We start from the raw sequence: 19,785 nt of genomic DNA, 5'->3' as shown, positions 1-19,785 counted from the left end.
TCAGGCCGCCCTCGCATAGGCGGCCGGAGCGGCAAGCCGCCCGGACGCGTCGAACAGATAGACATGCGCCGGGTCCAGCCAGACCGTCAGCGGCTGGCCGGGGGTCAAGGGATGCACGCCCTCGACCAGCCCGACCCAGCGGTCGGCGCCATGCTCGACATGGACGAAGGTTTCCGAGCCGGTGATCTCGGTCCCGACGAGCGTGCAGGCGAAAGCAACCGCCGCCGTTCCTTGCCGGGCCAGCGACAGGTGGTTGGCGCGGAACCCGGCCAGATAGGCGCCGTCGGCCAGGTCGGCGAAACCGCCCGAAGCCAGCGCGCTGTCGCCGAAGCTGACGGCACCGCCCTGCTTGCGGGCGGCGACGAAATTCATCGGCGGGTCGCTGAACACCCGCGCCGTGGTCGCATCGACCGGCTGGCGATAGACCGTGGGCGTCGGGCCGAACTGCGTCACCCGGCCCTGCCACAGCGTCGCGGTATGGCCGCCCAAGAGCAGCGCCTCCTCGGGCTCGGTGGTGGCATAGACGAAGATCGCGCCCGACGCCTCGAAGATGCGCGGGATCTCGATCCGCAGCTCTTCCCGCAGCTTGTAGTCGAGATTCGCCAGCGGCTCGTCCAGCAGCACCAGCCCGGCGCCCTTGACCAGCGCGCGGGCCAGGGCGCAGCGTTGCTGCTGGCCGCCCGAAAGCTCCAGCGGCTTGCGCGCCAGCATCGGCGTCAGGCGCAGCATCTCGGCGGTCTCGCGCACCTTGCGGTCGATCTCGTCCCGCGGCCGGCGCAGGATGCGCAGGGGCGAGGCGATGTTTTCATAGACCGAAAGGCCGGGATAGTTGATGAATTGCTGATAGACCATGGCGATGCCGCGGTCCTGCACCCGCTGGCCGGTCACGTCCCGCCCGTCCCAGAGGATGCGGCCGGTCGTCGGCTGGTCCAGCCCCGCCATCAGCCGCATCAGGCTGGTCTTGCCCGACAGCGTCGGCCCCAGCAGCACGTTCATGCTGCCCCTTTGCAAGGTCAGGCTGGTGGGATGGATATGCGCCCGGCCGCCGACCGACCGCGATACGCCCTGCAAGTCCAGCACGGCCCGTCCTCCCCCTATTCCGCTGCCGAATGGGCGGCGTGGTGCCGGTCCACGAAGGCCTCCAGCTCGCGGCGCTGCGCCTCGGTCATGTGCAGGCCCAGCTTGGTGCGGCGCCACAGGATGTCCTCGGCGGTCTGGGCGAATTCATGGCGGATCAGCCACATCACCTCGGCCTCGGTCAGCCCGGCGCCGAAATCGCGGCCCAGATCCCCGAGGCTTGCGGCGCCATCGAGCAGCAGGAAGGACTCGGTGCCGTAGCTGCGCACCAGCCGGCGCGACAGCCGTGGCGACAGGAAGGGATGGCGCGCCTGCAACTGCGCGACCAGAGCCTCGACCCCGTCCACCGGGAAATCGCCGCCCGGCAGCGGCACCCGCGCGGTCCAGTCCCCGCCCGCCTGCGGAAAGAAGGGTGCGAGCCTGGCCAGCGCGCCCTCGGCCAGCCGGCGATAGGTAGTGATCTTGCCGCCGAAGACATTGAGCAGCGGCGCCCCGCCCGCCTCGCCATCCTGCAGGCTGAGGACATAGTCCCGCGTCGCCGCCGTGGCCGATTTGGCACCATCGTCGTAAAGCGGCCGCACCCCGGAATAAGTCCAGACCACCTGGTCGGGCGTCACCGGGCGGGCGAAATAGCGGCTGGCGAAGGCGCAGAGATAGTCGCGCTCTTCCTCGGTGCAGCGCGCCTCGCCGGGGGGGGCGCGATGGTCCATGTCGGTGGTGCCGATCAGGGTGAAATCTTCCTCGAAGGGAATCGCGAAGATGATCCGCCCGTCCGTGCCCTGGAAGAAATAGCAGCGGTCGTGGTCGTAAAGCCGCGGCACGACGATATGGCTGCCGCGCACCAGCCGCACGCCCTCGGCCGAGGGGATATGCGCGACGTTGCGGATCACGTCCTCGACCCAGGGCCCGCCGGCATTGACCAGCGCGCGGGCGTGGTGGATGCGCGTGCCCCCCGGCCCCTCGGTGGTGATGCGCCACAGCCCGTCCGCGCGCTCGGCACGGGTGACGCGGGTGCGGGTCAGGATGGTGGCGCCGCGCGCCCGCGCATCGCGGGCGTTCAGCACCACCAGACGCGAATCCTGCACCCAGCAATCGGAATATTCCCAGCCCAGCCGAAAGCCCGGCTTCAGCGGCAGGCCCAGCGGATCGCGGGACAGGTCAAGCCGCCTGGTTCCCGGCAGGATCTTGCGCCCGCCCAGGTTGTCGTAAAGGAACAGCCCCAGCCGGATCAGCCAGGCTGGCCGGCGGCCGCGCAGCCAGGGCATCGTCCAGGACAGGATGCGCGAGGTCGGCGTGTCGGCCTCGAAGCGCATGTCGGGCGACCAGGGCAGCACGAAGCGCATCGGCCAGGAGATATGCGGCATCGCGGCCAGCAGGGTCTCGCGCTCCTCCAGCGCCTCGCGCACCAGGCGGAATTCAAAGAACTCCAGATAGCGCAGCCCGCCATGGAACAGCTTGGTCGATGCCGAGGAGGTCGCCTGCGCCAGGTCGCCCATCTCGGCCAGCGTGACCGAAAGCCCGCGCCCCGCCGCGTCGCGCGCGATGCCGCAGCCGTTGATTCCACCGCCGATGATGAAAAGGTCGGCCTGGGGCCGCGTTGGTGCCGGCACGCCGATCCCTCCCCGTCGCTGCGCGTCCGTCGATAGCCGAAAGGTGTAACGGCTTCGTGACTCCGGTCAAGCGAAAATTTTCGCTTATGATCGTTTTTACGATAAACGAATGAACACCTGCGGCAATGCAGCATGATTCGCGGCGAAATATTGCGCTTGCAGCAAGGAATCGGCGATGGAATGCGCGGTTTTTCCCGCAAGGTCGCGCAGGCAGGCGCCCATCAGCCACCAGGAACGAACTGAAACGAACGTTTTAGAATCATATGGCCGCAGCAACCGCAGGTAGAAAGGCATTTTCACGCCCGCGCACGGCCCTTTCACCCGGCCCGACGTTGCCGCAATGCAGCAACAATGCCGGCGATGCGGCAAAGTGACGCCGTTTTGCCAGCGCCGGGCTTGGTCTTGCCGGGAAAATCTGGCAAGGACGGCGCATCCTAGAACAAGGGCCGACCAGATGAACAGCCAATCCGTCATAGAAACCGGGGGTCAGGTGGCCACGCTGACCCATCTTCAGCGGCTTGAAGCCGAAAGCATCCAGATCATGCGCGAGGTCGTGGCAACGGCCGACAATCCGGTGATGCTCTATTCGGTGGGCAAGGATTCGGCCTGCATGCTGCATCTGGCGAAGAAGGCATTCTACCCGGCCCCGCCGCCCTTCCCGCTTCTGCATGTGGATACCACCTGGAAGTTCCGCGCCATGTACGAGCTGCGCGACCGCGCCGCGGCGCAGGCGGGCATGGAGCTGATCGTCCACCACAACCCCGAGGCGATGGAAAAGGGCATCAACCCCTTCGACCACGGCAGCCTGCATACCGACATGTGGAAGACCGACGGTCTGAAGCAGGCGCTGAGCCAATACAACTTCGACGTGGCCTTCGGCGGCGCCCGCCGCGACGAGGAGAAATCGCGCGCCAAGGAGCGGGTGTTCTCGTTCCGCTCGGCCAACCACCGCTGGGATCCCAAGAACCAGCGCCCCGAGCTGTGGAAGCTTTACAACACCCGCAAGGGCAAGGGCGAATCGATCCGGGTCTTCCCGCTGTCGAACTGGACCGAGCTGGACATCTGGCAGTATATCCACCTGGAAAACATCGACATCGTGCCCTTGTATTTCTCGGACCTGCGGCCGGTGGTGGAACGCGACGGCCTGCTGATCATGGTCGATGACGACCGCTTCCGCCTGCGCGACGGCGAGCAGCCGATGATGAAATCGGTGCGCTTCCGCACGCTGGGCTGCTATCCGCTGACCGGCGCGGTGGAATCGAACGCCAAGACCCTGCCCGAGGTCATCCAGGAAATGCTGCTGACCACCACGTCCGAGCGGCAGGGCCGCGCCATCGACCACGACCAGTCGGCCTCGATGGAGAAAAAGAAGCAAGAGGGGTATTTCTGAGATGAACCACGAGATGAAGAACCCCGTCTATGTCACGGACACGCTGATCGCCGAGGACATCAACGCCTATCTGCTGAAGCACCAGCACAAGACCATGCTGCGCTTCATCACCTGCGGTTCGGTCGATGACGGCAAGTCCACGCTGATCGGCCGGTTGCTCTATGACAGCAAGATGATCTTCGAGGACCAGCTTGCCAGCCTGGAAAGCGATTCCAAGGCCGTGGGCACCCAGGGCGGCGAGATCGACTTCGCCCTGCTGGTCGACGGCCTGGCCGCCGAGCGCGAACAGGGCATCACCATCGACGTGGCCTATCGCTTTTTCGCCACCGATAAGCGCAAGTTCATCGTTGCCGACACGCCCGGTCACGAGCAGTATACCCGCAACATGGTCACCGGCGCCTCGACCGCCGACCTTGCGGTGATCCTGATCGACGCGCGGCAGGGCGTGCTGACCCAGACCCGGCGGCACAGCTATCTGGTGAACCTGCTGGGCATCCAGAACGTGGTGCTGGCGGTGAACAAGATGGACCTGGTCGATTACTCGGCCGAGCGGTTCTACGACATCGTCGCGGATTATTCGCATTTCGCCAAGCAGATCGGCATGGACAGCTTCCTGCCGATCCCGATCTCGGGGCTCAAGGGCGACAATATCGTCAGCCACAGCGACAACATGCACTGGTATCAGGGCCCGACGCTGCTGGGCCATCTGGAAGAGGCGCCGGTCAGCGACACGCGCATGCTGGACCAGCCCTTCCGCATGGCGGTGCAATGGGTGAACCGGCCGAACCTGGATTTCCGCGGCTTTGCCGGCCAGATCGGCGCGGGCATGGTGCGGCCGGGCGACGCGATCCGGGTGCTGCCCTCGGGCAAGACCACCACGGTCAAGTCCATCGTCACCTATGACGGCGAGCTGGACCTGGCCGTTGCCGGCCAGTCGGTGACGCTGACCTTCGCCGACGAGATCGACTGCTCGCGCGGCGACGTGATCGTGCAATCCGACCAGCCCTGCGAGGTCGCCGACCAGTTCGAGGCCACGCTGGTCTGGATGGCCGAGCAGGAGATGCTGCCGGGCCGCCCCTACCTGCTGAAGATCGGCACCCAGACCGTCACCGCGACCGTCACCGAGCCCAAGTATGAGGTCAATGTCAACACGCTGGAGCATCTGGCCAGCAAGACGCTGGGGCTGAATGCGATCGGCGTGGTGAACATCTCGACCGACCGGCCGATCCCCTTCGAGGCCTATGCCCAGAACCCCGACCTGGGCGGCTTCATCCTGATCGACCGCATGACCAATGCCACGGTGGCGGCGGGCATGATCCATTTCGCCCTGCGCCGGTCGCAAAACATCCACTGGCAGGCGCTGGACGTGAACCGCGATGCCCATGCGGCGCTGAAGAACCAGAAGCCCGCCGTGGTCTGGTTCACCGGCCTGTCGGGCTCGGGCAAGTCGACCATCGCCAATATCGTCGAGAAAAAGCTGCATGCCCTGGGCAAGCACACCTTCCTGCTGGACGGCGACAACATCCGCCACGGGCTGAACCGCGACCTTGGCTTCACCGATGCCGACCGGGTGGAAAACATCCGCCGCGTGGGCGAGGTGGCGCGGCTGATGACCGATGCCGGGCTGATCGTGCTGACCGCCTTCATCTCGCCCTTCCGCTCGGAGCGGCAGATGGTGCGCGACCTGATGGCGCCGGGCGAGTTCGTCGAGGTCTTCGTCGACACGCCGCTGGAGGTGGCCGAGGCACGCGATGTCAAAGGGCTGTATAAAAAGGCGCGGTCGGGCCAGCTGAAGAACTTCACCGGCATCGACAGCCCCTATGAGCAGCCGCAGAATGCCGAGCTGACCGTGAACACCGTCGAGCTGACGCCCGAGGACGCAGCCGAGCGCATCGTGCAATACGTGCTGCGCGAGATGAGCTGACGCCCCGCCCCTTCGTGGATGAGACAAAAGAACGGCGGCCGGGTTGCGGCCGCCGTTCGCATGTCGGGGTCGGGCTTTTCCAAGCGGCGGCGTCAGGCCGTGTCCGCCAGCGCCCGCGGCCTTGGCCCGCCGGTGGCCCAGTCGAGCAGTTCGGCCGTATGGACGACCGGCACCCCGGTGCCCGAGCCGATCTGCATCATGCAGCCGATATTGCCGGCGCTGATGACCTGCGGGGTCAGCGCCTCCAGCGTCTCGACCTTGCGGCGCTTCAGCTCGGCCGAGATCGCCGGCTGCATCAGGTTGTAGGTGCCGGCCGAGCCGCAGCAGATATGCGCATCCCTGGGCTCCAGCACGGTGAAGCCGGCGGCGGCCAGCAATTCCTTGGGCGTCGCGCGGATCTGCTGGCCGTGCTGCAACGAACAGGCGGCATGATAGCCGACGCGCAAGGGCTCGGCATGGCCGGGTTCGCGCAGGCCCAGATCGGCCATGACCTCGGTGATGTCCCTGGCCAAGGCCGCGACCCGCGCGGCATCCGCGGCCAGCGGGTCATGCGCGAACATATGCCCGTAATCCTTGACCGTGGTGCCGCAGCCCGAGGTGTTGATGACCACCGCGTCCAGCCCCTCGCCCGCGACCTCGGCCATCAGCGCGCGGATATTGGCGGCCGCCATGGCGTGGCTTTCGTCGGTCTTGCCCATGTGATGGGTCAGCGCACCGCAGCAGCCCAGGCCGCGCGGGATCACCACCTCGCAGCCGTGCCGGCGCAGCAGGCGGATGGTCGCGTCGTTGATGTCGGTGTTCAGCGCCCTTTGCGCGCAGCCGATCAGCAGCGCCACCCGCTTGCGGCGCGGCCCCTCGGCGGCAAAGACCTGCGGGCGGTCGTTCAGGCTGGGCGGGGGAATGTCCCTTGGCGCCATGTCCAGCATCGCCCGCAGCCGCGCATCCGGCACCAGCCGCCGAAACGGCCGCGCGAGTTTCGCACCCATCAGCGCCAGCCGGAAACGGCCCGGATAGGGCAGGATGCGCGCCAGAAGCCAGCGCAGCGCCCGCTCGCCCAGGGGGCGGCGATAGGTCTTTTCGATATATTCGCGGGCGTGATCGACCAGATGCATGTAATGCACGCCCGAGGGGCAGGTGGTCATGCAGGAAAGGCAGCTGAGGCAGCGGTCGATATGACCGACGGTCTTGGCGTCGGGGATCTTGCCGTTCTCCAGCATGTCCTTGATCAGGTAGATGCGGCCGCGCGGGCTGTCCAGCTCGTCGCCCAGCACCTTGTAGGTCGGGCAGGTCGCGGTGCAAAAGCCGCAATGGACGCAGCTGCGCAGGATCTCGTTGGCGCGGGCGGTGCCGGGGTCGGCCAGTTGCTGGGGCGTGAAATTGGTCTGCATGTCACTGATCCATCAGGCCGGGATTGAGGATGCCGGCGGGGTCGAACCTCTGGCGCAGCCCGGCCGAAAGCCGGGCGACGGCCGGGGCCTCGGGCGGGAAGGCCGGGCCGGTGAGCCCGCCGCGCCGCAGCAACGTGGCATGGGGGGCGACCTGCCGCACCGCCTGGGCCGTCCCCGGCCCGCAATACCAGACCAGCCCGCCGCCCCAGTCGAGCGACGCCTCGCCCCCCAGCGCCTGCAAGGCCCGCGCCGCGGCCGGGGCGTCGCTGGGCTTGACCAGCACCCGCCAGAGCGGCGCGTCCGTGCCGGCGAAATGCGCCAGATCGCGCAGCTCGCGCCACAGGGCCAGGGTGGCCTCGGCATCCAGAAGCTCGGCCTCGCGCGGTGCCAGCAGCGCCAGCAGCCGGTCGCGGCGATAATCCATCTGCGGCCCCAGCCCCTCGACCCGCAGCCAGGCGGTGCCGTCGCGGAAGGCGGCGCCCGAGACCTCGAAAGGCGTCGCCAGCGCAGCCGAAAAGATCGCCACCGCCTCCTCGACCGTAACGCCGTGAAAGCCCAGCGTACAGCGGTCGGGCAGGTGCGGCAGGGTCTTCAGCGCCACCTCGGTCAACACGCCCAGCGTGCCATGCGCACCGCAAAAGAGCTTGCCCAGATCGAGGCCGGTGACGTTCTTCATCACCCTGCCGCCGTTCTTCAGCACCCTGCCCTGCCCGTCGACGAAGCGCAGGCCCAGCAGATGGTCGCGGCAGGCCCCGGCCAGCAGCCGGCGCGGGCCGCTGGCATTGGCCGCAACCACGCCGCCGATGGTCGGCGTGCCGCCCTGGCCCAGCACGCCGCGCATGTCGGCGGGCTCGAAGGCCAGCGCCTGGCCCTCGGCGGCCAGCATCGCCTGGATCTGGTCCAAGGGCGTGCCGGCGCGGGCGATCAGCGTCATCTCGCCCGGCTCATAGGTCACGACGCCCGAGATCGCGGCGGTAGACAGGGTGTCGCCCGGCACGGCGCCGGTCTCGACCCGCGTGCCGCCGCCGGCAAGGCGCAGCGGCTGGCGGGCGGCGAAACGCTCGGCGATCAGGGCGCCAAGCTCGGCCTCGCTGGCGGGGTTCAGCCCCGCGCGGCTGGGGGTCTCGGGGATCATCGGGTGGCTGCCTCCTCGCGCCAGGGCTGGCTTGCATCCAGCGGAAAGACCTTGGCCGGATTGAGCAGCCAGCGTGGGTCGAAAACATCCTTGACCGCCATCTGGATCTCCAGGTCGGGGCCGTCATATTGCTTGCCCATCAGGTCGCGCTTTTCGATGCCCACGCCATGCTCGCCGGTCAGGCAGCCGCCGACATCGACGCAAAGCCGCAGGATGTCGTTGCCGAAAGCCTCGGCGCGTTCCAGGTCGCCGGGCTTGTTGGCGTTGAACAGGATCAGCGGGTGCATGTTGCCGTCACCGGCATGGAAGACGTTCGCGACCTCCAGCCCGTGCTGGCGCGACAACTCGCCGATCATCTTCAGCGTATAGGGCAGCTGCCCCACCGGCACCGTGCCGTCCAGGCAAATGTAATCGCCCAGCCGGCCCATGGCGCCGAAGGCCGATTTGCGGCCCTTCCAGATCGCCATGGCCTCATCGGCATTGCGGCTTTCGCGGAACTCGACCGGGTTCAGGGCACCCGCGATCTCACGGATGCGGGCGATCTGGTGGTCGATCTCGGCCGGAGAGCCCTCGACCTCGACGATCAGCACCGCGGCGCAATCGGGATAGCCGGCATGGGCAAAGGCCTCGACCGCGCGCAGGCAGACATCGTCCATGTATTCGATGGCGACCGGCAGCACGCCCGAGCGGATGATCCGCGCCACGCATTCCCCCGCCACCTCGGCGCCGTCGAAGCCGATCAGCACCGGCCGCGCACCCTCGGGCCGCGGCAGGATGCGCAGGGTGGCCTCGGTCACGATGCCGAGCTGGCCCTCCGAGCCGCAGAGAAGCCCCATCAGGTCCAAGCCCGTCGGCCCCATTTCCGGCCCGCCCAGCTCGACCACCTCGCCGCTGGGCAGGACCACCGTGGCGCCCATCAGGTTGTTGGTGGTCACGCCGTATTTCAGGCAATGCGCCCCGCCCGAGTTCATCGCGATATTGCCGGCGATGGTGCAGGCCAACTGCGAGGACGGGTCGGGCGCATAGAAGAAGCCATGCGGCTCCAACTCGGCGCTGACCGAAAGATTGGTCACGCCGGTCTGCACGCGGATGAAGCGGTTCTGGGTGTCGATCTCCAGCACCTCGCGCAGCCGCAGGGTGGCGATGATGACGCTGTCCGCGGTGGGCAGCGCCCCCCCGGCCAGCGAGGTGCCCGCGCCGCGCGGCACCACCGGCACGCGCATTTCGTGGCAGATGCGCATGGCGGCGGCGACCTCTTCGGTGGTGCGCGGCAGCACCACGGCCAAGGGCGGGCAGCGATAGGCGGTCAGCGCATCGCATTCATAGGCCCGCGTCTCCTCGGGATCCCAGATCACGGCATCCTCGGGCAGGACGTCGCGCAGGGCCGCGACGATCTGCGGCAGGCGCGCAAGGATGCCCGCATCGGGCTGGGGCATGGCGATACCGGACAAGCTCTTCTCCCTTCGTGGCGGGGCCGTCCTCTGCCCCTGCATTCTTGGTATTATTTTCAGACCATGTTAGTCAATCGGTATTTTTCTGTACCATCATGCGGGATTTGTGCTTACATGGCCACGATCCGGCAAAACCGCATGAGCGCCCATGACCAACGCTTCCGTAAAATCCGAACGCGCCGCCGAGGCCGTGGCCCAGCATCTCGAATCGCTGATCCTGGAAGGGTCGCTGCGCCCGGACGAGCGGCTCTTGCCCGAGCGCGAGCTGGCCGAGCGGCTGAACGTCTCGCGCTCGACCCTGCGCGACGGGCTGAAGATCCTGGAGGAACGCGGGCTGCTGACCAGCGCCGGCGGGCGCGGCAGCCGGGTGGCGGCCCTGGGCCAGGCCGCGATCACCGATCCGCTGATCGCCATGCTGGTCCGCCATGCCGAGGCGGCCGACGATTACCTGGAGTTCCGCGGCATCGTCGAAAGCGCGGCAGCAGGGCTGGCGGCAGAGCGCGCGACCGAGGTGGAGCTGGCACGCATCCGCGACTGCCTCGGGCGCATGGACCGCGCCCATGCCCGCGCCGATACCAAGGAGGAGGCCGAGGCGGATGCCGAATTGCACCTGCTGATCTATGAGGCCAGCCACAACCTGACGCTTTTGCAGATCATGCAGGCGCTGGCAGGGGTCTTGCGCTCGGACGTGATCCAGAACCGCAGCCGGCTGTTCGCGGTGCCGGCCATCCGCGAATTGCTGCGCCAGCAGCACCGCGCCATCGCCGAAGCGATCCTTGCCCGCGATGCGGAAGCCGCGCGGCAGGCGGCGTGCGAACATATCCGTTATCTGCGCCAAGCCAGCCGCGAGATCCGCGAGGCCGAGGCGCGGCTGGACCTGTCGCTGCGCCGGCTGAACGGCGGCGGCGCTGGAACGCGCGCGGCTGGCGCGAAAGCCGCCCCCGCCGCAGAGGGCTAGCCGGCAGGAAAAAGGCCGGGACGGTGCCCGGCCTTTCGATTGCGCGTCAGTCCAGGCTGACGTTTGCGTCGCGGACCACCGGCTCCCATTTCGCCATCTCGGCCTGGACATGCTCGGCCAATTCCTCGGGGGTCGAGGCGACGATGGTGGCCGAGAACTCCTGCATCCGCTCGGCGACGGCCGGGTCGGCCATGGCCACCAGCGCGGCCTTGTTCAGCGCCTCGACAACCTCGGGCGGCGTGCCGGCCGGGGCGAAAAGCGCGTTCCAGGTATAAGTCTCGTATCCCGGCAGGGTCTCGGCAATGGCCGGGATGTCGGGGAAGCTGGGCGCGCGTTCCGCCGTGGTCACGCCAAGCGCCCGCAGCTTGCCCGAGGCGATATGACCCGAGGCCGAGGGCAGGTTGTCGAAGATGATCGGCACCTGGTTGCCCAGCACATCGGTCAGCGCCGGCCCCGAACCCTTGTAGGGGATATGGGTCAGGTCGATCCCGGCCATGGCCTTGAACAGCTCGCCCGACAGGTGCAGCGGCGTGCCGTTGCCGGACGAGGCATAGGCCAAGGGCTCGGACTTGGACAGGTCGATCAGCTCCTGCACGGTGTTGACCGGCAGTTCCGGGTTCACCGCCAGCACGTTCGGTACCAGCACCAGCAGCGAGACGGGCGCGAAATCCGCGACCGGGTCATAGGGTTTCTGCTTCAGGATCAGCGGGTTCAGCGCATGGGTGGCGACGGTCGCCATCAGGATCGTATAGCCATCGGGATCGGCCTTGGCGACCTGGGCCGCGCCCAGGCTGCCGCCCGCCCCGCCGACGTTCTGCACGATGACCTGCTGGCCCAGCTCCTGGCTCATGCGGTCGGCGACGATACGGCCGACCACGTCGGTCGAGCCGCCGGCGGCAAAGGGGATGACCAGGGTGATCGGACGGTCCGGGTATTCGGCGGCGGCGGCCCCGGCCAAGCCAAGCACCACGGCAGCGCCCAGCAGCAGCCGGCGGGTGATGGATGCGGTCATGGTTTCCTCCCAGTTGAATATTCAGGCGTCGCTTTCGGTAAAGACCTCGTCCCGCCGCTTGCGGATCTGCGGCATGAAGACCAGCACCAGCACCACCAGCGACATCGCCAGCAGCGTGGCGCTGATCGGACGGGTCAGGAAGGTCGTGGGATCGCCGCGCGACAGGATCATCGCCCGGCGCAGGTTTTCCTCGAGCAGCGGGCCGAGGACGAAGCCCAGCAGCAAGGGCGCCGGCTCGCAGCGCAGCTTGGACATGACATAGCCGAGCAGGCCGAAGAAGGCGACGGCGAACAGGTCGTAGCTGTTCGAGTTCACCGAATAGACCCCGATCGAACACATGGCCATGATGATCGGGAACAGCACGTAGTAAGGCACGGTCAGCAGCTTCACCCACAGCCCGATCAGCGGCAGGTTCAGCACCACCAGCATCAGGTTGCCGATCCACATGCTGGCGATGATGCCCCAGAACAGTGCGGGTTGCTCGCTGACCACGTTCGGCCCCGGCACGATGCCCTGGATGATCATCGCGCCGATCATCAGCGCCATCACCGGGTTCGCCGGGATGCCCAGGGTCAGGAGCGGGATGAAGCTGGTCTGCGCCCCGGCATTGTTGGCGCTTTCCGGCCCGGCGACCCCGGCCAGCGCGCCCTTGCCGAACTCCTCGGGGTGGCGGGAGACCTTCTTCTCGATCGTGTAGCTGGCAAAGCTGGCCAGGATCGCCCCGCCCCCCGGCAGGATGCCCAGGACCGAGCCGATGCCGGTGCCGCGCAGGACCGGGCCGATCATCTGGCGCAGCTCCTGGCCGGTGGGGAACAGCCGGTTGATGTTCTTGGTCATGACCTGGCGGTCATGCTCGTCCTCGAGGTTGCGCAGGATCTCGGCGATGCCGAAGACCCCCACGGCGACGGCGACGAAGTTCAGCCCGTCGGCGAATTGCGTGATCCCCATCGTGAAGCGCGGGGCGCCGGTATAGATATCGGTGCCGACCATGCCCAGAAGCAGGCCCAGCACCACCATGGCCAGCGCCTTCAGCACCGAGCCATGCGCCAGCGCCACAGACATCACCAGGCCCAGCACCATCAGGCTGAAATACTCGGCCGCGCCGAATTTCAGCGCCACCGCGGTCAGCGGCGGGGCGAACAGCGCCACCAGGAAGGTCGAGACCGAGCCGGCAAAGAACGATCCCAGCGCCGCCAGCGCCAGCGCGGTGCCGGCCTTGCCCCTGCGGGCCATCTGGTAGCCGTCGATGGCGGTGACGGCCGACGAGCTTTCGCCCGGCATGTTGATCAGGATCGCCGTGGTCGAGCCGCCGTATTGCGCGCCGTAATAAATGCCGGCCAGCATGATGAGCGAGCTGACGGGCTCGAGCTGGAAGGTGATCGGCAAGAGCATGGCGATGGTCGCCGTGGCGCCGATGCCGGGCAGCACGCCGATCAGCGTGCCGAGCATGACCCCGATCAGGCAGAAGGCCAGGTTCGCCAGCGAGGAGGCGACCGAAAAGCCGAGCGCGAGATTGCTGAAAAGTTCCATCGCGCCCTCACATGCCCAGCCAGGGGCCGAAGCGCCGGAAGGGCAGGCCAAGGCCGTAGCTGAAGATCAGCGTGGACAGAATCGTCACCGCCACCGCCAGGATCAGCGCCGCCAGCGGCCGCATCCGCATCGAGGCCTGCGAGGCGATCAGCGTGGTGAAGAACAGCGCCGGCACGAAGCCGAGGCCGCGCACCGTCAGGCCAAAGAAGATCGGCGCCGGCAGGATGAACAGCAGCCCGCGCCAGGCGACCTTGCCGAAGGGCTCGTCATCCTCGCGCCCGAAGGATCTCAGCAGGATGATCAGCCCCAGGACGAACAGAAGCCCGGACAGGACCATCGGGAAATATCCCGGCCCCATCCGCAGCGAAGTGCCGATTTCCAGCCCGGCCGTGTGCCAGCCGAAGAATCCCGCCGCCGCCATCATCGAAAGCCCGGCGACGATGTCGGTGGTATCCTTGGGTTTTGCGGACATGCGTTCCTCCCCCCGATTGACGGGCCCCGCCGCAAGGGGCGGGGCCGCTTTCCGTTTCAGTCGGCATAGACGCCGGCGGCCTCGATCACCGGCTTCCAGCGGGCGATCTCGGATTCCAGCTTGGCCTTGAGCGCGGCCGGCGTGGCGTTTTCCGCCGGCTCGGGCGCGGTGCCCAGGTCGGCCATCGCCTTGGCGACACCCTCGTCGGCCAGCGCGACCTGCAGGGCCTGCGACAGCCGCTCGGTCACTTCGGCCGGCGTGCCCTTGGGGGCATAGATGCCGTGCCAGATGCCGAACTCCATCGTCTCGACGCCGCCTTCCTTGGCGGTGGGCAGGTCGGGGAACAGGTCCAGCCGCTCGGGCGAGGTCACGGCATAGGCCTTGATCGTGCCGCCCTTGATCTGCTGGGTGGTGTTGGTGGTCTGGTCGCACATGATGTCGGTCTGCCCGCCCAGCAGGTCGGTCATCGCCGGGCCGGTGCCCTTGTAGGGGACCGTCACCAAGGGTGCCTCCAGCGCCTGCATCAGCAGCATGCCGCACAGGTGGCTGGCCGCGCCGATGCCGGCATTGGCCAGCGTCAGCTTGTCGGCATTGGCCTTGACGTAATCCTTGAAGGCGGTGAAATCGGCGGGCTCGAAATCCTTGCGCGCCGTCACCACCATCGGCACCTCCGTCACCAGCCCGACATATTCGAAGGCGTTCAGCGTGTCATAGGGCAGGTTGCGGTAAAGCGTGTCCGATGTCGCCATGCCGATATGGTGCAAAAGCACGGTATAGCCGTCCGGCTCGGCCTTGGCGACATTGGCCGCGCCCAGCGTGCCGCCGGCGCCGCCGATATTCTCGACGATGATCTGCTGGCCCAGATCGGCCGACATGCGCTCGGCCACCATGCGCGCGACCGTATCGGTCGGACCGCCGGCCGAGAACGGCACGACCATGGTGATCTGGCGCTGCGGCCAGTCCTGCGCGAATGCCGGCGCGGCCAGCAATGTCGCGGCGCAAAGCGCGCCCAGAAGCTTTGGATAAGCCATGTTCCCTCCCCAAGGATATTCCGGCCGCCTCCCTCCCGGCGCGGCCACCGGGTGAAGCCTGCGGCGGGCCGGACCACGGCACAAATCAAAAACGCGGCCCATCCGGCGCATATTGCCGCAATACGACGGAAATGGGTGGAAAAGGGAACATTGCCTGGCTGGAGTGGGTGGATTTCCACCCATTTCCGGTCAACCCGGCTCGTCTTCAGCGGAATCCAGGATCAGCCGGCGGTCGAGACCGTATTTCTGCATCTTCTCGTAAAGCGTCTTGCGCGAGATGCCCAGCGTCTCGTAGACCGGGCGCAGCTTGCCGTCATGGGCGGCGATGGCGCCGGCGATCAGGCTGCGCTCGAAGGCCGCCACGCGGTCGGCCAGGCGCGCACCCTGGGCGGTACCAAGCTCGACCCCTTCCAGCCCCAGCACGAAACGCTCGGCCAGGTTGCGCAATTCGCGCACGTTGCCCGGCCATTCCCGTGCGGCTAGGCCGGACAGGAAGGCGGCGGGCGCCTCGCGCTCGGGCCGGTTGTGGCGGGCGGCCGCCTCGCGCAAGAGTTGCAGGAACAGCAGCGGAATGTCCTCGCGCCGGGCGGACAGCGGCGGGACGTGCAGCACGGCGACATTCAGCCGCCAGAACAGATCCTCGCGAAAGCGGCCCTGGGCGACCAGTTCCTCCAGATCGGCCTTGCTGACGGCGACGAAGCGCACGTCCAGCGCCACCGGGTCGTTCGAGCCGAGCCGGGTGATCGTGCGCTCCTGCAGCACCCGCAACAGCTTGGCCTGCAATTCCAGCGGCATCGAGCCGATCTCGTCCAGCAGGATCGTGCCGCCGCGCGCATGTTCGAACTTGCCGTATCGCGGCCGCAGCGCGCCGGGAAAGGCGCCGACCTCATGGCCGAACAGCTCGGATTCGATCAGCGCCTCGGGCAGGGCGGCGCAGTTTATGGCGATGAAGGGCCGCCCCGCGCGGGCCGAGATGTCGTGCAGCGTGCGCGCCACCACCTCCTTGCCGGCGCCGGTCGGGCCGATCACCAGCGCATCGGCATCCGAGGCGCCGATGGCGCGCAGCCGATAGCGCAGGTCGACCATGACCTGGGTGCGGCCGGGCAGCCGCGCCTCGACATCGTCGCGCTTGCCGGCGACGGCGCGCAGGCGGCGGTTCTCCAGCACCAGCCCGCGATGGTCGATGGCGCGGCGGATCACCGTGGCCAGTTCCTGCACCACGAAGGGCTTTTCGATGAAGTCATAGGCGCCACCGCGGATCGCCTCGACCGCCAGCGGCACCTCGGCATGGCCGGTGACCAGGATCACCGGGATCTCGGGATCGATCTCGTGCAGCCGGCCCAGCAGGGTCATGCCGTCCATACCCGGCATGCGGATGTCGCTGACCACCGCGCCGGCAAAGCCCGGCCCGGCCAGCGCCAGCGCCTCTTCGCCCGAGGCCAGCGGCTCGACGGCAAAGCCCGCCAGCTCCAGCGCCTGCGCGGTCGAACTGCGCATCTGCTCGTCATCCTCGACCAGAAGCACGCGCCGGGTCATGCGGCGGCCTCGGCCGGGACGGCGGCGGGCAGGGTCACGCAGAACTCGGCGCCGGGGTCCATGTTGCGGCAGGCGATCTCGCCGCCGAAATCGCGCACGATATTGGCGGTGATCGACAGGCCGAGCCCCAGCCCCGCCCCCATGCCCTTGGTGGTAAAGAACGGGTCGAAGATGCGCGCGGCGATGGCATCGGGCACGCCGGGGCCGCGGTCGCGGATGCGGATGGCGACGCGCCCGCCCTCGGCCCGCGCCAAAAGCGTGATGCGGCGATCCGCGCCGCCCTCGACCGCATCGGCGGCATTGGTGATCAGGTTCACCAGCACCTGCTGCAAGCGCGTCGGCCCTGCCCGCAGCGGCGGCAGGTCGGCGGGCACATCCACATCCAGCACCGCGTCGCTGCTGGCCAGCCGGGCGGCGACGATGGTGCGCGTCTCCTCCAGCAGCCCGGCCAGCGCCACCGCGCCCAGCACATCGTCGGGCTTGCGCGCGGCATGGCGCAGGTGCTTGCCGATGGCGGCCATCCGGTCCACCAGCGCCAGGATCTGCGCGATGTTTTCGCGCGCGCGGGTCAGGTCGCCGCGCTCGATCAGGATGGCGGCGCTGTCGGCATAGTTGCGCGCCGCCGCCAGCGGCTGGTTGATCTCGTGCGAAAGCGAGGCCGACATCTGCCCCAGCGCCGCCAGCTTGCCGACCTGCACCAGGCTGGCCTGGGCGGCGCGCAGCTCGGCCTCGGTGGCGCGGCGCTCGGCGATCTCCTGTTCAAGCTGGCTGTTGACCCGCGCCAGGTCGGCGGTGCGCTCGACCACGCGGCGCTCCAGTTCCGCCGTTGCGGCCAGGCGATCGGCGATGCGCGCCCGACGCTGGCGCCACATCATCAGCCCGATTCCCGCGACCGCGATCAGCAGCATGAGGCTCAGCACCGCCAGCCGCGCCTCGGCCCGCAGCTCGGCGCTGTCCAGCAGCACATGCACGGTCCAGCCCGCCCCCGGCATCTCCTCGGAGGCGGCGATATAGTCGTGGCTGCGCTGGGGCCCTTCTGCAAGGGCGGGCGGCAGGCGGAACACCGGCGCGCCGTGCAGCTCCAGCCGCTCGACCGGCAATTCGGCCAGCGGCGTGCCGGCATAACGGCGCGATGATTCGGTGCGCGCCAGCCGTTCCGGCGTCAGCGGCCGGATGCTGTGGTAAAGCCAGCTGGGTTCCGAGGACAGGAAGGCCGTGCCCTCGGGATCGGTCACCAGCACGCGATACTGGTTGCCGCGCCAGGAGGCCTCGATCCGGTCCACGCCGATCTTGACCGCGACGACGGCGCTGATCCGGCCGGTCTCGTCCGCGACCGGGGCCGAGAAGAAATAGCCCCGCACGCCGGACGTGGTACCGATGCCGTAGAACCGCCCCTGTCCGCCCGCCATGGCGTCGATGACATAGGGCCGGTAGCTGAAATTCTGCCCGACGAAACTGGCCGGGCCCTGATAGCCGGAATGGGCGATGGTCTCGCCATCGGGCAGGATCAGGTAGATGTCCGAGGCCTGCACCGCCTCGTTCTGCTCGGCCAGCCAGCGGTTCGTCTGCTGCCGCAGCGCGGCATTGCCGGGATCGGCGGCAAGCTCTCGGATCAGGTCCAGGTCGGCGACCAGTTGCGGCACCACCTCATAGCGCGCCAGGTCGGCATTGAGCGCGTTCACCGTCAGCCGCAGCGCGGTCGTGGCGCGGGCATGGCCTTCGCGGAAGTAATGCTGATGGGCAAGCTGCGCGCCCAGCCACAGGACGGCCGCCACGCAGGCCAGGCAGGACAGGACCAGCGGCCAGCGGCGCGGCCGCGGGTCTATGCGCATCCGAACCGGCGCATCCAAGGCATGCCTTCCTTCCCGCTCTCTCTCTCTCTCTCCCTGCGGCGGAATCTGACAGCAAGGCCGGCTGCGCGCAACCGGCCTCGTGCCAGGGTCAGGACAGCGCCCGGCGCACCGCCGCCCGGCCCGCCAGCGCGGCATAGGCGGCACCCGCGACCAGGAAGGTCGCCGGCGCCGACAGCGAGGCCGCCGTGCCGCCGGCGAAATGCAGCGCGAGCCCCGCACCCGAGGCCAGCAGCCAGGCCCCCAGCCCCGCCGGATTGACCGCGCGCGCATCCGCCAGGTCGGCGTCGCCGGCGCCGGCGCCGCGATCTGTCGCGATATGGACCAGCGCGATGCCGACCCAGGCCACGACGAAGATGCCCTGATAGGCCAGCGCCTGCAGGATATAGGCAAAGACATCGGCCAGCATCAGCGCATAGGCGATGGCGCCGACCACGCAGGCCCAGACCCATTTCGGCAGGTGCAGCCGGAAGGCGGTCTCGGCAAAGCTCTCCATGTTCACCGCGGCGAGGTAATAGTTCGCGGTGTTGATCCGGGTCTGCGAGATCCAGACGAAGGCGAGGCCCGCCACGCCCATCAGCTGCACCAGCGCGAAGACGACCGAGACCTCGGAGACCCCGCCCTCGGTCGGCAGGCTGGCGGCCAGGAAGATGCCGACAAGACCGTTGAGCAGGAAGGCCACGGCATAGAAGGGCGCGCCGAAGTTGATAATGGCGTGGAAGCGCGCATCCTCGGGCCGGCCGAAGCGGGCATAGTCATAGGTGAACATCATCAGGATCCAGACGCCCATATAGGCGGTGAAGCAGTCCCACCAGCCGCCGGCGGGCGCGCCGCCCTCGGGGCCAAGGTTCAGCCAGGCGTCCGAATAGCCGTATTCCGCCACCGCCAGCACCACCGCCGCGACCAGCCCCAGCAGGTAGAAGGGCAAAAGCACGCCGTTGAACTTGTCCAGCCAGTTCTGGATCGAGCCGAAGATCAGCGCCACCGAATAGACCGCCACCACCAGCGCCGCCAGCGGATAGGAGATGCCGGCATATTCCCGCAGGGCGACGGCGATCACCGAGCCCTCGAACACCGCGTAATAGATCGCGGTGGCAAAGAAGATCAGCGTCGCCACCGCCGCCCCGCTGCGCCCCAGCAGGATGCGCGAGAACAGCGAGACGCTGAGCCCGGTGCGGATCGCGTGCCGCACCAGCACCGCGTTCACCGCCGCATAGGCGATAACCGACAGCACCAGCCCGATGATGGCGTTCCTTGCGCCATAGGCCAGAGCCAGCGAGGCGGCGATGACCAGGTAGAACATGGCCGAGCAGACCGACCACCAGGCCATGGTCAGCGGCAGCCGGCCCATGCGCTGGTCGCGCGGCACCGGCCGGTCCGAAAATTCCAGTTCTTCCGAATTGTCCAAAGATCCAGCCATG

Annotated in this window: 16 protein-coding genes; 3 read left to right on the top strand and 13 right to left on the bottom strand. The window is 68.1% G+C overall.

What is annotated here, in order from left to right; all coding sequences use genetic code 11:
* From ESD82_RS02635 to ESD82_RS02625, 3 genes are all read right to left on the bottom strand, one after another.
* Nucleotides 1–1,080, bottom strand: a complete 1,080-nt coding sequence (locus ESD82_RS02635; protein ID WP_147429064.1) for an ABC transporter ATP-binding protein — start codon at nt 1,078–1,080, stop codon at nt 1–3.
* Between the two features lie 14 nt (nt 1,081–1,094).
* On the bottom strand, nt 1,095–2,687 hold the full coding sequence (gene glpD / locus ESD82_RS02630; RefSeq protein WP_147429065.1) for a glycerol-3-phosphate dehydrogenase: 1,593 nt from the start codon (nt 2,685–2,687) through the stop codon (nt 1,095–1,097).
* A gap of 96 nt (nt 2,688–2,783) precedes the next feature.
* Nucleotides 2,784–3,161, bottom strand: a complete 378-nt coding sequence (locus tag ESD82_RS02625) for a hypothetical protein (protein WP_147429066.1) — start codon at nt 3,159–3,161, stop codon at nt 2,784–2,786.
* Here ESD82_RS02625 and cysD point away from each other — a divergent pair.
* A complete protein-coding gene (gene cysD / locus ESD82_RS02620) occupies nt 3,142–4,077 on the top strand; it encodes a sulfate adenylyltransferase subunit CysD (protein WP_024842559.1) in 936 nt (311 codons plus the stop codon). The genes ESD82_RS02625 and cysD overlap by 20 nt on opposite strands.
* A gap of 1 nt (nt 4,078) precedes the next feature.
* Entirely contained in the window at nt 4,079–6,001 is a 1,923-nt protein-coding gene (gene cysN, locus ESD82_RS02615; RefSeq protein ID WP_024842558.1) for a sulfate adenylyltransferase subunit CysN, read from the top strand.
* A 92-nt stretch (nt 6,002–6,093) separates the two neighbouring features.
* Here cysN and glcF read toward each other — a convergent pair whose 3' ends face one another.
* From glcF to ESD82_RS02600, 3 genes are read right to left on the bottom strand one after another with little or no spacing between them, the layout of a single operon-like run.
* A complete protein-coding gene (glcF, locus tag ESD82_RS02610; protein ID WP_147429067.1) occupies nt 6,094–7,389 on the bottom strand; it encodes a glycolate oxidase subunit GlcF in 1,296 nt (431 codons plus the stop codon).
* 1 nt (nt 7,390) lies between these two features.
* A complete protein-coding gene (locus ESD82_RS02605; protein WP_147429068.1) occupies nt 7,391–8,524 on the bottom strand; it encodes an FAD-binding protein in 1,134 nt (377 codons plus the stop codon).
* Nucleotides 8,521–9,960 carry an FAD-linked oxidase C-terminal domain-containing protein gene (locus tag ESD82_RS02600; RefSeq protein WP_407672801.1) on the bottom strand — a complete coding sequence of 480 codons (1,440 nt, stop codon included), beginning with the start codon at nt 9,958–9,960 and terminating at the stop codon, nt 8,521–8,523. Before ESD82_RS02600 ends, ESD82_RS02605 begins: the two co-directional genes overlap by 4 nt.
* Nucleotides 9,961–10,123: 163 nt before the next feature.
* On the opposite strand from ESD82_RS02600, the gene ESD82_RS02595 reads away from it, so the two are divergent.
* The gene (locus ESD82_RS02595) at nt 10,124–10,933 is read left to right on the top strand and encodes a FadR/GntR family transcriptional regulator (protein ID WP_024842554.1); all 810 of its coding nucleotides are present in this window, start codon (nt 10,124–10,126) and stop codon (nt 10,931–10,933) included.
* A gap of 46 nt (nt 10,934–10,979) precedes the next feature.
* Here ESD82_RS02595 and ESD82_RS02590 read toward each other — a convergent pair whose 3' ends face one another.
* From ESD82_RS02590 to ESD82_RS02560, 7 genes are all read right to left on the bottom strand, one after another.
* Entirely contained in the window at nt 10,980–11,945 is a 966-nt protein-coding gene (locus ESD82_RS02590) for a Bug family tripartite tricarboxylate transporter substrate binding protein (protein ID WP_147429070.1), read from the bottom strand.
* A 21-nt stretch (nt 11,946–11,966) separates the two neighbouring features.
* Complete coding sequence (locus ESD82_RS02585; RefSeq protein WP_024842552.1) at nt 11,967–13,475, bottom strand: tripartite tricarboxylate transporter permease; 1,509 nt, start codon at nt 13,473–13,475, stop codon at nt 11,967–11,969.
* Nucleotides 13,476–13,482: 7 nt separating this feature from the next.
* Nucleotides 13,483–13,947, bottom strand: coding sequence for a tripartite tricarboxylate transporter TctB family protein (locus tag ESD82_RS02580; protein WP_024842551.1), 465 nt, complete (start codon nt 13,945–13,947; stop codon nt 13,483–13,485).
* A 56-nt stretch (nt 13,948–14,003) separates the two neighbouring features.
* On the bottom strand, nt 14,004–14,978 hold the full coding sequence (locus tag ESD82_RS02575; protein ID WP_024842550.1) for a tripartite tricarboxylate transporter substrate-binding protein: 975 nt from the start codon (nt 14,976–14,978) through the stop codon (nt 14,004–14,006).
* Nucleotides 14,979–15,167: 189 nt separating this feature from the next.
* Nucleotides 15,168–16,514, bottom strand: coding sequence for a sigma-54-dependent transcriptional regulator (locus tag ESD82_RS02570; RefSeq protein WP_024842549.1), 1,347 nt, complete (start codon nt 16,512–16,514; stop codon nt 15,168–15,170).
* Nucleotides 16,511–18,364, bottom strand: coding sequence for a sensor histidine kinase (locus ESD82_RS02565; protein WP_244314490.1), 1,854 nt, complete (start codon nt 18,362–18,364; stop codon nt 16,511–16,513). The genes ESD82_RS02570 and ESD82_RS02565 overlap by 4 nt, the downstream gene beginning before the upstream one ends.
* A gap of 91 nt (nt 18,365–18,455) precedes the next feature.
* Nucleotides 18,456–19,784 carry a purine-cytosine permease family protein gene (locus tag ESD82_RS02560; RefSeq protein ID WP_147429071.1) on the bottom strand — a complete coding sequence of 443 codons (1,329 nt, stop codon included), beginning with the start codon at nt 19,782–19,784 and terminating at the stop codon, nt 18,456–18,458.
* Nucleotide 19,785: the final 1 nt, after the last annotated feature.

The organism is Paracoccus pantotrophus (assembly GCF_008824185.1).
Lineage (GTDB): Bacteria > Pseudomonadota > Alphaproteobacteria > Rhodobacterales > Rhodobacteraceae > Paracoccus > Paracoccus pantotrophus.
Note: the sequence above shows the minus strand (reverse complement) of the source record. Positions and strands in the feature narration are given on the sequence as shown.

What these genes read in the sequence shown, in the direction of transcription:
- ESD82_RS02570 (WP_024842549.1), bottom strand. Translation starts at nt 16,514, where the DNA reads ATGACCCGGCGCGTGCTTCTGGTCGAGGATGACGAGCAGATGCGCAGT.
- cysD (WP_024842559.1), top strand. Translation starts at nt 3,142, where the DNA reads ATGAACAGCCAATCCGTCATAGAAACCGGGGGTCAGGTGGCCACGCTG.
- ESD82_RS02600 (WP_407672801.1), bottom strand. Translation starts at nt 9,960, where the DNA reads ATGCCCCAGCCCGATGCGGGCATCCTTGCGCGCCTGCCGCAGATCGTC.
- cysN (WP_024842558.1), top strand. Translation starts at nt 4,079, where the DNA reads ATGAACCACGAGATGAAGAACCCCGTCTATGTCACGGACACGCTGATC.
- glcF (WP_147429067.1), bottom strand. Translation starts at nt 7,389, where the DNA reads ATGCAGACCAATTTCACGCCCCAGCAACTGGCCGACCCCGGCACCGCC.
- ESD82_RS02590 (WP_147429070.1), bottom strand. Translation starts at nt 11,945, where the DNA reads ATGACCGCATCCATCACCCGCCGGCTGCTGCTGGGCGCTGCCGTGGTG.
- ESD82_RS02560 (WP_147429071.1), bottom strand. Translation starts at nt 19,784, where the DNA reads ATGGCTGGATCTTTGGACAATTCGGAAGAACTGGAATTTTCGGACCGG.
- ESD82_RS02605 (WP_147429068.1), bottom strand. Translation starts at nt 8,524, where the DNA reads ATGATCCCCGAGACCCCCAGCCGCGCGGGGCTGAACCCCGCCAGCGAG.
- ESD82_RS02575 (WP_024842550.1), bottom strand. Translation starts at nt 14,978, where the DNA reads ATGGCTTATCCAAAGCTTCTGGGCGCGCTTTGCGCCGCGACATTGCTG.
- ESD82_RS02580 (WP_024842551.1), bottom strand. Translation starts at nt 13,947, where the DNA reads ATGTCCGCAAAACCCAAGGATACCACCGACATCGTCGCCGGGCTTTCG.
- ESD82_RS02595 (WP_024842554.1), top strand. Translation starts at nt 10,124, where the DNA reads ATGACCAACGCTTCCGTAAAATCCGAACGCGCCGCCGAGGCCGTGGCC.
- ESD82_RS02585 (WP_024842552.1), bottom strand. Translation starts at nt 13,475, where the DNA reads ATGGAACTTTTCAGCAATCTCGCGCTCGGCTTTTCGGTCGCCTCCTCG.
- ESD82_RS02625 (WP_147429066.1), bottom strand. Translation starts at nt 3,161, where the DNA reads ATGACGGATTGGCTGTTCATCTGGTCGGCCCTTGTTCTAGGATGCGCC.